This is a genomic window from Rhodococcus sp. IEGM 1305, from assembly GCF_030058635.1.
Classification (GTDB): Bacteria; Actinomycetota; Actinomycetes; order Mycobacteriales; family Mycobacteriaceae; genus Rhodococcus_F; species Rhodococcus_F opacus_D.
The window spans coordinates 811,833-824,832 of sequence record NZ_JASHKX010000001.1 but is presented as its reverse complement, the minus strand read 5'-3'; the positions used below and the strand labels follow the sequence as shown (position 1 = coordinate 824,832).

At 66.8% G+C, this 13,000-nt stretch carries 12 protein-coding genes; 7 read left to right on the top strand and 5 right to left on the bottom strand.

Translation table 11 applies throughout. The annotated features are described in order from the left end of the window. Positions 1-3: 3 nt before the first annotated feature. Together QM693_RS03775 and QM693_RS03770 are read right to left on the bottom strand one after the other, a co-directional pair. Positions 4-636 carry an MBL fold metallo-hydrolase gene (locus tag QM693_RS03775; protein ID WP_009475279.1) on the bottom strand — a complete coding sequence of 211 codons (633 nt, stop codon included), beginning with the start codon at positions 634-636 and terminating at the stop codon, positions 4-6. Next, on the bottom strand, positions 633-1,718 hold the full coding sequence (locus QM693_RS03770) for an S-(hydroxymethyl)mycothiol dehydrogenase (RefSeq protein ID WP_280781343.1): 1,086 nt from the start codon (positions 1,716-1,718) through the stop codon (positions 633-635). The genes QM693_RS03775 and QM693_RS03770 overlap by 4 nt, the downstream gene beginning before the upstream one ends. A 256-nt stretch (positions 1,719-1,974) precedes the next feature. On the opposite strand from QM693_RS03770, the gene QM693_RS03765 reads away from it, so the two are divergent. The 5 genes from QM693_RS03765 (at position 1,975) to QM693_RS03745 (ending at position 6,971) form a co-directional block, all read left to right on the top strand. Next, positions 1,975-3,471: an aromatic amino acid ammonia-lyase gene (locus tag QM693_RS03765; protein WP_280781342.1), complete on the top strand. Its 1,497-nt coding sequence runs from the start codon at positions 1,975-1,977 to the stop codon at positions 3,469-3,471. Between the two features lie 65 nt (positions 3,472-3,536). Next, complete coding sequence (locus tag QM693_RS03760) at positions 3,537-4,652, top strand: ABC transporter ATP-binding protein (RefSeq protein ID WP_283331988.1); 1,116 nt, start codon at positions 3,537-3,539, stop codon at positions 4,650-4,652. Next, positions 4,649-5,299: an ABC transporter permease gene (locus QM693_RS03755; RefSeq protein WP_280781340.1), complete on the top strand. Its 651-nt coding sequence runs from the start codon at positions 4,649-4,651 to the stop codon at positions 5,297-5,299. The genes QM693_RS03760 and QM693_RS03755 overlap by 4 nt, the downstream gene beginning before the upstream one ends. Further along, positions 5,296-6,051: an ABC transporter permease gene (locus QM693_RS03750; protein ID WP_283351440.1), complete on the top strand. Its 756-nt coding sequence runs from the start codon at positions 5,296-5,298 to the stop codon at positions 6,049-6,051. Before QM693_RS03755 ends, QM693_RS03750 begins: the two co-directional genes overlap by 4 nt. 11 nt (positions 6,052-6,062) lie before the next feature. Further along, positions 6,063-6,971 carry an ABC transporter substrate-binding protein gene (locus tag QM693_RS03745; RefSeq protein WP_112300149.1) on the top strand — a complete coding sequence of 303 codons (909 nt, stop codon included), beginning with the start codon at positions 6,063-6,065 and terminating at the stop codon, positions 6,969-6,971. 20 nt (positions 6,972-6,991) lie between these two features. On the opposite strand, the gene QM693_RS03740 is transcribed toward QM693_RS03745, so the two are convergent. Continuing rightward, positions 6,992-8,131, bottom strand: a complete 1,140-nt coding sequence (locus tag QM693_RS03740) for a serine hydrolase domain-containing protein (protein ID WP_283351439.1) — start codon at positions 8,129-8,131, stop codon at positions 6,992-6,994. 133 nt (positions 8,132-8,264) lie between these two features. After that, a complete protein-coding gene (locus tag QM693_RS03735; RefSeq protein WP_283331991.1) occupies positions 8,265-10,043 on the bottom strand; it encodes a CocE/NonD family hydrolase in 1,779 nt (592 codons plus the stop codon). Positions 10,044-10,258: 215 nt separating this feature from the next. Between QM693_RS03735 and QM693_RS03730 the strand changes: the two genes are divergently transcribed. Further along, positions 10,259-10,936 carry a GntR family transcriptional regulator gene (locus QM693_RS03730; RefSeq protein WP_283331992.1) on the top strand — a complete coding sequence of 226 codons (678 nt, stop codon included), beginning with the start codon at positions 10,259-10,261 and terminating at the stop codon, positions 10,934-10,936. A 63-nt stretch (positions 10,937-10,999) separates the two neighbouring features. On the opposite strand, the gene QM693_RS03725 is transcribed toward QM693_RS03730, so the two are convergent. Next, the gene (locus QM693_RS03725) at positions 11,000-12,187 is read right to left on the bottom strand and encodes a serine hydrolase domain-containing protein (protein ID WP_283351438.1); all 1,188 of its coding nucleotides are present in this window, start codon (positions 12,185-12,187) and stop codon (positions 11,000-11,002) included. Between the two features lie 225 nt (positions 12,188-12,412). Here QM693_RS03725 and QM693_RS03720 point away from each other — a divergent pair, with 225 nt between their 5' ends. Next, positions 12,413-12,928 (top strand): YlcI/YnfO family protein, encoded by a 516-nt coding sequence (locus QM693_RS03720; RefSeq protein WP_283331994.1) that lies wholly within the window; start codon positions 12,413-12,415, stop codon positions 12,926-12,928. The last annotated feature ends 72 nt before the right edge of the window (positions 12,929-13,000 follow it).

The window sequence follows — 13,000 nt, the reverse complement described above, 5'->3', positions numbered from 1 at the left end:
GAGTCAGTTTCCTCGTGCAATCCATTCGGCGAGGTGCGGGGCCTCGGTGCCGATCGTGGTTCCGTCACCGTGACCGGTGTGGACGAGCGTTTCTTCGGGAAGAGCGAACAGCCGGTCCCGGATCGACCCGATGATGGTCGGGAAATCCGAGTACGACCGGCCGGTGGCGCCGGGGCCACCCGAGAACAGGGTGTCGCCGGAGAACAGTGCCCCGGCCTCGGGCAGGTACAGGCACACCGACCCCGGCGAGTGACCGGGCGAGTGGATCACCTGGATCTCGGTGCCCGCGATCGCGATCCGCTGTTCGTCCTCGAGATGCCAGTACTTGGCGTCGGGGTGGCTCATCTTCCACAGCACGTCGTCGCCGGGGTGCAGCAGCACCGGGGCATGCAAACGCTCGGCCAATTCTGGGGCGACGGTGACGTGGTCGTTGTGACCGTGCGTGCAGATCACGGCATTCACGTGCCGGCCTCCGACCGCGTCGATGATCGGCTGCGCGGTGTGGGCGGCGTCGACGATCACGACGTCGGTGTCGTCACCGATCAGCCAGATGTTGTTGTCGACGTTCCACTCTCCGCCGTCGAGGGCGAACGTTCCCTCGGTGACGACCCGCTCGATCCGCAACTGCCCGCTCACAGAACGACCACCGAACGCAGCACCTCACCGGCGTGCATGCTGTGGAACGCCGCTTCCACCTCGTCGATCTTGATGCGCTCGGTGACGAACTTGTCCAGCGGCAGCCGGCCCTGCTGGTACAGGTCGACGAGCATCGGGAAGTCACGCTCGGGCAGGCAGTCGCCGTACCACGAGGACTTCAGGGATCCGCCGCGGGAGAAGAAGTCGATCAGCGGCATCTCGAGGGTCATGTCGGGGGTCGGGACACCGACCAGCACGACGGTGCCGGCGAGGTCGCGGGCGTAGAACGCCTGCTTCCACGTCTCGGGGCGGCCGACCGCATCGATCACGACGTCGGCGCCGAAACCGCCGGTGAGTTCCTGGACGGCCGAGACGGCATCCACCTGGCCGCCGTTGATCGTGTGCGTCGCGCCCAGGTCCTTCGCCCATTCGAGCTTCTTGTCGTCCCGGTCGATCGCGATGATCTTCACGGCGCCTGCCAGGCGGGCGCCCATGATCGCGGCATCGCCGACACCACCGCAGCCGATGACGGCGACGGTGTCACCGCGGGAGACGTTGCCGGTGTTCACGGCGGCACCGAGGCCGGCCATCACGCCGCAGCCGAGCAGCCCGACGACTGCCGGGTCCGCGGAGGGATCCACCTTGGTGCACTGTCCGGCGTGGACGAGCGTCTTGTCGGCGAACGCGCCGATCCCCAGGGCGGGAGTCAGTTCGGTGCCGTCCTCGAGCGTCATCTTCTGCGCGGCGTTGTGCGTGTCGAAGCAGTACTGCGGGCGGCCGCGCTTACAGGCCCGGCACTGACCGCAGACGGCGCGCCAGTTCAGGACGACGAAGTCGCCGACCGCCACGGACGTGACGCCTTCACCGACACTCTCGACGATCCCCGAAGCCTCGTGGCCCAGCAGGAACGGGAACTCGTCGTTGATCCCGCCGTCGCGGTAGGTGAGGTCCGTGTGGCACACACCGCACGCCGCGATATCGACCACCACCTCACCCGGACCGGGGTCCGGAATGTTGACGGTCGCGATCTCGACGGGGGCACCCTTGGAGCGGGCGATGACGCCTCGTACCTGCTGCGGCATTGGACTCATTCCTTCGGTCGATCAGTCATAGCGGGATCGATGCATGGCCATATATGCACCTCTCCCGAGACCTTACGTTCCGGAAGATCACCGAGGGACTGATCGAAGTGAGAGGTTGACCTAGCCGGAATGCCAGCCGCTCACCACGGTCTTGCGATGGAGGTCATGACGGGAAACTGACGGTTGACACGTCGCGGTATATACAGGACTATACATCTCGAAGAGTGAGGCACACCACATCGATCACGGAGTTCTGATGACCCGGAGAGATTCCAGCTCGACCGAGGAACCGCACCCGCCCCTTCCTGTGGTGCTCGACGGCGCCCAGCTCACCGTCGACCAACTCACGGCGCTGGCCCGGGAACCCGTCGTGATCGAGCCCGACCCCGCAGCGCTCGACCACGCACGCCGTTCGTGGGAGACAGCCGTGCGCATCGCCGAACGGCAGCCCATCTACGGACGCACCACGGGTGTCGGGGGCAACCGGGACACCTCCGTCTCCGACGGCGTCGACCAGGACCTTCGACTTCTCCGCAGCCACGCCACGGGTTCGGGCCCCGCGCTGCCGGATCACGTCGTCCGCGCCGCCATGATCATTCGCGTCAACCAGATTCTCAACGGCGGATCCGGTCTGCACCCCGACATCGTGACCGCGCTGATCGATGCCGTCGCGGCGGACGAACAGCCCACCGTGCACGCTCGCGGGGCGATAGGCACCGGCGACCTCAGCGCGTTCTCCGAGATCGCGCTCGGGTTGATGGGCGAGGCACCGCTGAGGGACGGTCGACTCGTCACCCGGTGGACCGCACACCAGGGTGACGCACTCCCGCTGATCTCGACCAACGCGATGACGGTCGCGCTCGCGGCGTCGGCCACCGACAGCGTCGCGAACTGGCTGGAGCACTCGCTGATCGTCGGTGTGCTGTCGCTGCTGGCGACGCGCAGTTCCGTCGAACCGTTCGCGGCACGGGTGCAGGCTGCCCGCAGGCACCTCGGCCAGGAGGAGGTGGCCGGCCGGGTCCGGGAGCTCCTCGCGGGCCACCGCGTACAGGCTGCCCGCGTGCAGGATTCCTACGGGTTCCGCGCCCTGCCGCAGATCCTCGGGGCGACGTGGCAGGCGCTGCAGCGGTTGCGGGGCACGCTCGCGATCGAGATGAACTCGTCCTCCGAGAACCCCCTCATCTCCGTCGAGGACGACGCCGTGTTCCACAACGGGAACTTCCACGGAATGCCGATCGCCCTCGCCGTGGACGAGGCGAAACTCGCGCTGTCGAGCGCGGCGCTGTTGTCGCAGTGCAGGCTTGCCAATCTCTCCGATCCGGTGGTCACCGGTCTCCGGCCGTTCCTGGCCGACGGTCCGGCGGGCAGTAGCGGCACCATGCTGCTGGAGTACACGACGTCCGCGGCCATCGCCGAGATCCGGATGGCCGCGGCGCCGGGCTCTCTCGGACACACCGTGATCTCCCGCGGAACCGAGGACCACGCGAGCTTCGCGTCGCAGGCCGCCACCCAGCTCACCGACATCCTCGCCCAGTCTCGCATCGTGCTCGCGTGCGAACTGATCTCGGCGGTGCGCGCCCTCGGCCAGCAGAACCACGAACTCGACACGACCACCGAACTCGGCGCGTACCTGGACCGGGCACGCGCATGCCTGGACCCCCGGACGACCGACCGTCCTCTGAGCGACGACCTGAAAGCAGCGGTGAAGTTTCTGGAACAGATGCCGAATCCGGAGAAGGACACAACTCGGTAAAGCAGTCCCACGACACCGAACTTCCGAGTGTGTCTCCACTCGGATTACACGAAAGTAGCACGCGGATGATCACATTCGACAAAGTCACCAAGGCATATCCGGACGGCACGACAGCGGTGAACGAACTGGACCTCGAGTGCCCGAGCGGGAAGATCACAGCACTCGTCGGGCCGTCGGGATGCGGCAAGACCACGTCGCTTCGCATGATCAACAGATTGATCGAACCGACGTCCGGAACCATCTCCCTCGACGGCGAATCCACGGCGGACATGGATCCGGCGCTGCTGCGCAGGCGGATCGGGTACGTCATCCAGCATGCCGGACTGTTCCCACACCGCACTATCGTGGACAACGTCGCGACCATGCCCAGATTGCTGGGAAAGACGAAGAAGGAGGCCCGAACCCGGGCGATGGAGCTGCTCGAGACGGTCGGTCTCGCGGCGAACTTCGCGGACCGGTATCCGTGGCAGCTCTCGGGTGGCCAGCAGCAGCGAGTGGGGGTCGCGCGCGCCCTCGCCGCGGATCCGGCCTTCATGCTGATGGACGAACCGTTCAGCGCTGTCGACCCGGTGGTCCGGAGCCAGCTCCAGGACGAGTTTCTGAGACTGCAGAAGGACATCGGCAAGACGATCATCATCGTCACGCACGACATCGACGAGGCACTCAAGCTCGGCGATCAGGTCGTCGTGTTGCGGACCGGCGGGATCCTGGCGCAGGCGGCGACGCCGCTGGAGTTGCTGACCGAACCCGCCGACGAGTTCGTCGCCGACTTCGTCGGACGCGACCGCGGCTACCGTTCGCTGGGTTTCTCGAACCTCGGCGGCCGCGTGGAGACGGTCGCCGAACCCGTTGCCCGTCTGGGTGATTCGGCGTCCGATGCCCGCACCCGGACCACGGACGACTGGCTGCTCGTCGTCGATCCGGCGAACAAGCCGATCGGCTGGGTGCAACCGGCGAAGGTCGTCGACCGCATCCGCCCGGACGACGTGAATCTCAGCGGGACGGTCGCCGATGCGCACGGAACGATGCGGGCCCTGCTCGACGCCGCCCTGTCCGCACCCAGCAAACGCGGTGTCGTCGTCGACGGCGACGGTGTGCTCGTGGGAACCGTGACGGCACACGCGGCGGTCGCGGCGATCGAGTCTGCGGATCTCGTAGCCACGGAGGCGATGGCCCGATGAACATCGAATGGCTCGGCCGCCAGTCCGATCGCATCGCCGAACTGGTCGGCTGGCACATCCTCCTCGCGCTCGTGCCGCTCGTCGTCGGTGTGATCGTCGCGTTGCCGATCGGCTGGCTGGCGCATCGCAGTCGCCGGATCAACCCCTATGTGGTGGGCACGGCCGGCCTGCTCTACACGATCCCGTCGCTGGCGCTGTTCGTCCTGCTCCCGCCGATCCTCGGAACGAAGATTCTCGATCCGATGAACATCGTCGTCGCGCTGACGATCTACACCGTCGCCCTGCTCGTGCGCGTCATCGCCGACGCCCTGGATTCGGTGCCGCAGGAGACGGTGCTCGCCGCCACGGCGATGGGCTACCGGCCGTACCAGACTCTGCTGAAAGTTCAGCTGCCGGTGGGTGTTCCCGTCATCTGCGCCGGACTGCGCGTCGCGGTCGTGTCGAACGTCAGCCTGGTCTCTCTCGCCGCGCTGCTCGGGATCCCGCAGATCGGTTCCCTGTTCACCCAGGGCTTCCAGTTGCGTTTCTACACACCGATCATCACCGGTATCGCGCTGTGCCTGCTGCTGGCGCTGGTTCTCGACCTGCTCATCGTGCTCGCCAATCGGTTACTCACACCGTGGACCCCGAAGGTGGTCTCATCATGATCGACTTTCTGCTCGACGGTGCTCATTGGACCGGGCCCGAGGGCATTCCTGCTCTCCTCCTCCAGCACCTGCTGTACACATTCCTCGCCCTGTTCGCGGCGGCGCTGATCGCGGTTCCGCTCGGTTTGTACATCGGGCACACTGGTCGCGGAGCGGTCGTCGTCGCGGGCCTGGCCAACTCGCTGCGCGCCCTTCCCACCATCGGCTTGCTGATCCTGCTGGTGCTCGTCATCGCACCGTCGTTCTCGACCAAGCTGGCCTATCTCATTCCGAGCCTGATCGTGCTGGTCTTGTTGGCCATCCCGCCGATTCTCACCAACACGTACGCAGGCATTCGCTCGGTCGACCCGGCCGCCGTGGACGCTGCGCGGGGCATGGGGTTCCGGTCGATGCGCATCCTCACCGAGGTGGAGATGCCCTGCGCGCTGCCGCTGATGCTGTCGGGTGTGCGCAGCGCCGTGCTGCAGATCGTCTCGACCGCGACCGTCGCCGCCTACATCTCGCTGGGCGGACTGGGACGTCTCCTCATCGACGGCAAGGCGCAGAGCGACTACGCGCAGATGGCCGCCGGAGCGGTCCTCGTGTCTCTCCTCGCGCTCGCATTCGACCTGGCGATCGGATTCCTCACGGTTCGGGTCGTCTCACCCGGTCTGACGCGACGCGAGCGGAGCGGCGCGAACAAGCGACCCGATTCCGAAGACACCGCCGTCGCAGCCCGAACCGCGTCCGCTCCCGAGCCCTCGCTGATCTGAAGGACATCATCATGAAGAAGGCATTGATCGTCGCGCTGACCGGCGCCACCCTGATGTCGTTGACTGCATGCGGGATCGGCAAGGACCCGTTGGCGTCCGACGACGGCGGAAGCAGTGACGGCGCCATCGTCGTCGGCTCCGCGGACTTCCCCGAAAGCCAGCTGATCGCGACGATCTACGCGGAGGCGCTGCGCGCGAACGGCATCGACGTCACCGAGAAGCTCAACATCGGAAGCCGGGAGGTGTACGTCCCGGCCATCCGGGACGGCTCCATCGACCTGCTGCCCGAGTACTCGGGTGCGTTGCTCCAATACCTCGACAGCGCCACCACCGCGACCGCGTCGGACGAAGTGACCGCGGAGATCAAGGCCAAGCTGCCCGCCGGGCTCGTCGCACTGGAACCGTCCCCCGCCGAGGACAAGGACGTTCTCGCGGTGCGGCAGGAGACCGCGGACGAGTACTCGCTCGAGACGATCGAGGACCTCGTGCCCCACGCCGACGAGCTCACCCTCGGCGGCCCGCCCGAATGGAAGACCCGGGAGAACGGCGTCGCCGGCCTGCGGGACAAATACGGACTGACGTTCAAGGAGTTCCTGGCACTCGACGCCGGCGGTCCCCTGACGCTCAACGCCTTGCTGAGCGGTCAGATCGAGGTGGCGGACGTGTTCAGCACCGACCCGGCGATGCGGTCGGAGAACCTCGTGGCACTCGAGGACACCAAACACCTGTTCCTGGCGGAGAACATCACCCCGATCATCAACGAGAACAAGGCAGGCGACGATGTCCGCGGCGTCCTGGCCGACGTGTCGGCAGCACTGACGACCGAGGATCTCATCGAGATGAACCAGCGGGTGGCCGACCTCGAGGACATGGGCGACATCGCCCGGGAATGGCTGCAGGACAAGGGGCTGGCGTCCTGATCACGCCCCGGGCGGGCGAGTCAGCTCAGCGCATCGAACGTCGCCGTCGCATATTGGGCGGTCCGGTCGGAGCCGAGAAGTCCCGGCCCCATCTTGTTCATCACGTACGTCATGGTCATCCGGCGTTCGGTGTCGACGACGACCTGCGAGCCGCCCCAGCCACCCCAGAAGCAGATGCGTCCCTCGGGGACGAACGGCACGGACACGGGCGTCGGCAGACCGTACCCGATGCCGAATCGAATCGGTTGCCCCAGAGCCAGATCCACGCCGCTCGACTGCTCCTCGAAGATCAGGGAAATGGTGTCCGGCGACAGCAGGCGGACGCCGTCGAGTTCTCCCCCGCAGGCCACGACGGACTGGATCCGGGCGAGCGACCGGGCGTTGCCCTGGCCACCGGCCGCACCGTTCTCCGCCTGGCGCCACTCGTCGGACCAGGACGCGGACGCGTCCGGTCCGGGGCCGGTGAACGTCCTGACGATGACACTGGCGGGGTCGAGGGAGGCCAGATCGATCGGCAACGGCGGCGGCGGGACCACGTTCGACACCCGGCCGAACTCCGACGGGTCCAATCCGATGTGGAAGTCGGCCCCCAGTGGCCCGGCGATCTCCTCCGCGACGAAACGGCCGAGCGTGCGCCCGTCGATTCGGCGGACGACCTCACCGATCAGATGGCCGTAGTTCAGCGCGTGATATCCGGACGCCGTGCCCGGCTCCCACCACGGCGCCTGGGCGGCAAGCCGTTTCGTGGACTCGGCGAGGTCGAATGTGTCCTCGACCGTGATCGGCTGATCCCACCCCGACACACCCGACGTGTGCGACAGGAGATGGCGGACCTCGACGCGGTCCTTGCCTGCCGCGGCGAATTCCGGCCAGTACTTCGCGACGGGCGCGTAGACGTCCAGCAGTCCGCGGTCGACGAGCATCAGTGCGGCGAGCGCGGTGACCGTCTTGGTGCACGACCACACGTTGGTGATGGTGTCGCGCTCCCATTCGGTGGCGTGATCGGTGTCGGACCATCCGCCCCACATGTCGACCACCGGCTCTCCGTCGAGGGTCACGACGATCGACGCGCCGAGTTCCTCACCGGAGTCGAGATTGTCCTTCAGTGCCTCCTGCAACGCCGTGAAGCGCTTGTCGCACACTCCTCCGAGCTTGGTCACCTGTGGTTCCTCTCCACCAGCCGACGCAATTGATCTTGACATCGGATTCAATTTGAGGGTTCCAGTGTGATCCCGACCCTCATGTGATGTCAATCACTCGTTTCGTGGCGACTCATCCGGACGAGCCCCGACCTCAGCCGGTCACGGGCAGCACCAGCGCCTGCCCCGGGTCGCCCGAGGCGATGGTGACCTGGTGCGGCACCAGACTTCCGCGGAAGCTCGGATCTCCCCCGGACACCACGAGGCGAACGCGGTGCCCCTCGTCGAAGCGGTGGACGATGGCCGGCATCGTGACCCGGACGGGCCCACCGGGTGCCACGATGCGCACCGGAGCGACCTGTCCGTTGATCAGCGTTTCGGTGCCGTCAGGAGCCACGTCGTACAGCTTCGCGAAGACCACGACCGAGTCCTCGACACCGGTGACCGCGGGTGCGGCGGCGACGCGGACGTCGAGCGTCGGGGCGCCGACCACGTCCAGCGGGGCGTCGAGGATGCCGGACGACCATTCGGCCTGGGTGCCGGGGATCATGCCCTGCGGGACCTGATTCCCCGGCCGGGTGTCCGGTGCCTCCCGGTCCGTGGGGAGGCCGCCGGGCAGCGTGTTCAGCGTCTGCGCGCCGGGAACGATGCCGTCGAGTCGGTCGGTCAGCGCGCCGTCGCCGGAGAGGTAGAGCGAATAGTCCTGGCCTACCGCGATATCCGAGGATTCGGCGTACGCGGGTGCGGCGTTGCCGGTGTAGTCGACCCAGTTGCGGAAGTAGCTGAACACCGGCCCGGTGTCGACCGCGCGATCCTTCAGGTAGTGGTCGAACCAGTCGACCATCCGGCCCGTCTCGTACTGGGTGTCCGGGTTCGGATCCTTCATGCTGATCTCGCCCTCGGCGGGAGTGAGATCGGAATGCCCCCAGCTGTGCCAGATCATCTTCACGTCGTTGCCCTGCGCCTGCAGGGTCTCGAACGTGGCCGTCGCTTCGTTGAGGTCGAAGAGGGTGTCCTGCTGACCCTGCATGATCAACGCCGGAATCTTCACCCGGTCCGCGTACGACACCACGGACGACTGGCGCAGGAAGTCGACGGACCCCGGGTCCGGGTAGCCCTGCACCGCTGCCTGCGTCAGCGCCGGGCACGCGGGGTCGGCGAAATTGGGGCAACCCAACGCCCGCACAGGGTCCTGCGCGTAGCCCTCGGCCCGGGGGTTGGTCACGCCGATGGCCCCGAACATGAGCGACCACACCACCTTCGACGCACCGGGAACCGACGTGCTGACCCCGGTGATCTGGTCGGTGCCGTTGGGCGCGAGGGAGTAACTGAGGTCGTTCCACGTGATCATCGGGATGATCGTGTCGATCCGGGGGTCCACCGAGGCCGCGGCGAACTGCACGGCCCCGCCGTAGGAGCCGCCGACCATGCCGACCCGCGGATCGTGCGCCTCGGCGACGCCGTGGTGAGCGGTCGGGTCCTGCACCACGTAGTCGAGTCCGGGGACGGGGACGGTGTGCGCGGGATCGACGAACGCCATGCCGTCGCGTCCGCCGAGGAAGCTCACCAGTTCACTCGCGGCGCGCCCGTCGTAGTCGGGGTTGTCCATGTGAATCTTGCAACCGGAACCGCCGAAGCCCAGCCCGGAGTACGCGAGCACCGCGTAGCCGCGGGACGCGAGGAACGACGCGATGCCGGCCTGATCGTTCTTGGAACCGCCGAAGCCGTTGGTGGTGAGCACGGCGGGCACCCGATTCGACGCCGACGCCGAGTCGGGCTTGTACACGTCGCCGATCACGTCGCACGGCTCGTCCCGGTTCGGTCCGACGAGAACCTGGAAATGGAGCGTGGTCTTCGTGAACCCGAGCGGATCGGCTGTCACCGGGGCCGACGCCGCGATCGGTGTCAGTACCGCGGCCGCCGCCGTCACCACCGCCAGAGTCGATCTACGCGCCCTGTGTTTCACAGCCCACCCGCCGTCCGTCACTCCGCCCCGAGCACCTCCGACGAGCGTAAACGCTCTGGACGCACGACCAACTCAGGCTGCCGGTGTGTCGCGGCACCGGTGTGCGGCGCGGCGCGCAGACTCGCGCAGGTCGTCTGGCGCACGGCTGCGCCCCTCGTGCGGTTTATATTTGAGCTGTGGTAATGACCAAGCGCGCCGAAACGTCCCTGTTGACCGACCAGGTCTACGAGACGATGCACGAGGCGATCATGAACGGCGATCTGCCTGCAGGCTCCCGCCTGCGCATTCGCGACATCGCCGCGCAGGTCGGGACGAGCGTGATGCCCGTGCGCGAGGCGATCCGGCGGCTCGAGGAAGCCGGTCTGGCCGAGCGCGTCCCCCACAAGGGCGCGGTCGTGAAGGGCTTGACCTTGGCCGAACTGGTCCACGTCTACGACGTGCGACGGTTGCTCGAAGTGGAAGCCGCACGATTGGGCGCCCAGCAGATCAGCCCGGCGGACGTCGACCGGATGCACGCCGAGTACGAACTCATGCAGACCGCCATCGCCGAACGCCGGGTGGTGGCGCTGCTCGATCACGACGAGGCGCTGTTGACGATTCTCTACGAAGCATCAGCGAACCCCGTGCTGGTCGACTCCATCCGTACCCTGTGGCAGCACTGCCGTGCCTACAAGATCGTCGGTGCGCAGGGCACCCTCGACACGCCGGGGGACGACTCGTTGTGGAGGTACCAGGAACGTCTCGTCGAGGCCGCCCGCAAGGGCGACGCCGACGCTGCGGCCGCCGTCAACAACGAGTCGTTGATCAACGCGACGTCGCGGATCAGGGTGCAGCTCGCCGCCCAAGAGGATGCCGGTTAGCCCGTAGCGACAACGGTTTTCGCGGACCCGCCGGGTGCAATCCGTCCACCTCCACGGTGAGCGTCAGGGCACCTTCGGCGGGTTGTCGGGGAAGAGGAGGGCGCCGATCTCCTTGCCGATCGGCACCGTGTTATTGGCGTTGGCATTGGCCGTCGGTCCGAGCGTGGCGTAGACGACGATCGTGGTCTTCGACTCCGTCTCGTAGAGGGCGATGCCGTTGTAGCCCCCGAACGCCGGGTTCATGAGCAGCCAACTGCCCAGGTGAACGGTTCCGAATGCGAAGTACTTGTCCGCAGTCAGCGGGCCCAGCCCGGCGGTCTTGTCCGCCATCATCTCCGTGAACGCCGTGTCGGACAGGAGTTCGCCGGTGCCGAGCGCACGAACCCACCGCGCGACTTCGGCCACCGTCGAGTTCATGTTGCCGCTGTTGAGGAACGCCGTGGGATTCCAGAACGTGGAGTCCTCGAAGACGCCACGTTCGTTGGTATAGCCGTGCAGGATCGGTTCACTCATCTGAGGTGTCAGCACCACGCTGCTCGCGTCCATCCCCAGCGGCGTGAAGATCCGCTCCTTCAGGAGGTCTCCCAACGGCTTTCCCGCCGCCTTCTCGAGTACCACACCGAGCAGGCACAGGTCGCTGTGCGCGTAGGCAAAACTGGTCCCCGGTTCGAACAGCGGCGGGCGGGCGTTCGCCAAGTCGAAGATCTCCTGAGACGTAAAGCCTTTGATCGGATTTGCGTAGAAGATCTTCAGGAAATCGGGGTTGGTCACGTAGTCCGAAATGCCGGTGGTGCTGTTGGCGAGCATCCGCGGGGTGATCTTGTCGGCTCGCGGAAAGTCGGGCACCCACTTGGCGATCGGCTCGTCCAGGATCAGCGTTCCGGCCTCGCCCAGCTGCAACAGAATTGTCGACAGCATCGGTTCCATCGGCTGGCCGACTCGCAATTGCATGTCACGCGTCGCGGGAACGCCGAGCGGAGACTCCCCCACCGCCCCGGCGGCGATCTCCTCGTCGCCGCGCCACACACCGAATACGGCGCCGCTGAGATCGAGCTCCGTCAGCTTGTCGCGAACGATAGCGGCGATCTTGTCGGCGTTGGGATCATCGGTGTCCGCGACGTCGGGACCGTTTTCCGCTGATTGCTGTTCGCCGCTGCGACCGTCCGATCCGCACGAAACGGTGGCGAGGGCAAGAACGATGCTGAGCGCGGTGGCCGTTCGACGCAGCCGGCTACGAGTCGACAAGCTCATGGGGTCGATCCCTTCGTACGCAGAGGTCGAGTGGGAGTCGCTGCTCACTGGGATTCTAGGCGCAGACCGTCGTTGCCCAGGGAGGTTCCGGCCGTTATCCGATCGGCTGGTCGAGCGGCAACAACCAGCACTTTTCATCCGAGAACGGCCAGGTGGTGCCATGTGGCACCACATTTGAGCCACTAAACCCTTGCCGTGGTGCCATTGCTGTGCCACGATGGCACCATGGATTTGACACCGTATGTGAGCAACCTCGGACGTGAATTCGCCACCCTCGCCGAAGCCGGCGGTGACGAATCCCGTGCGTTGGTCGAGCGCCTGACCGGGTCGCTCGAGTCTGCGATCCGGATGACGTTGCTGGACGCACTGTCCGCCGCCACGGACGAGATCACCCAAGATCTGGCCCCGGGATCGGTGGAGCTGCGCCTGCGCGGACGCGACCCGAACTTCGTCGTGACCGCACGGCCCGCCGAGCCGATCGAAGACGCGACCGAGGACGATGCCGCACCGGCGGACGGCGGCACACCGATCGCCGAGGACGGCCCGACCGCGCGGATCAACGTGCGCCTCCCCGAACAGCTCAAGGCCGCGGTCGAGGAGGCCGCAGCCAAGGAGGGGCGCTCGGTCAACGCCTGGCTGGTCCGCGCGGCCTCGACCGCGCTGCAGCAACCGGACCGCGTCCAGCACGCCCAGCAGCGCGGCAAACAGACCAAGCAGAGCCTCACCGGCTGGGTGCGCTAGCCGCACCGCCTCACCTCACACCACGTCCCCGACCTGCGGGGATGTTTCACCAACTCATCCCGAGGGGACAGC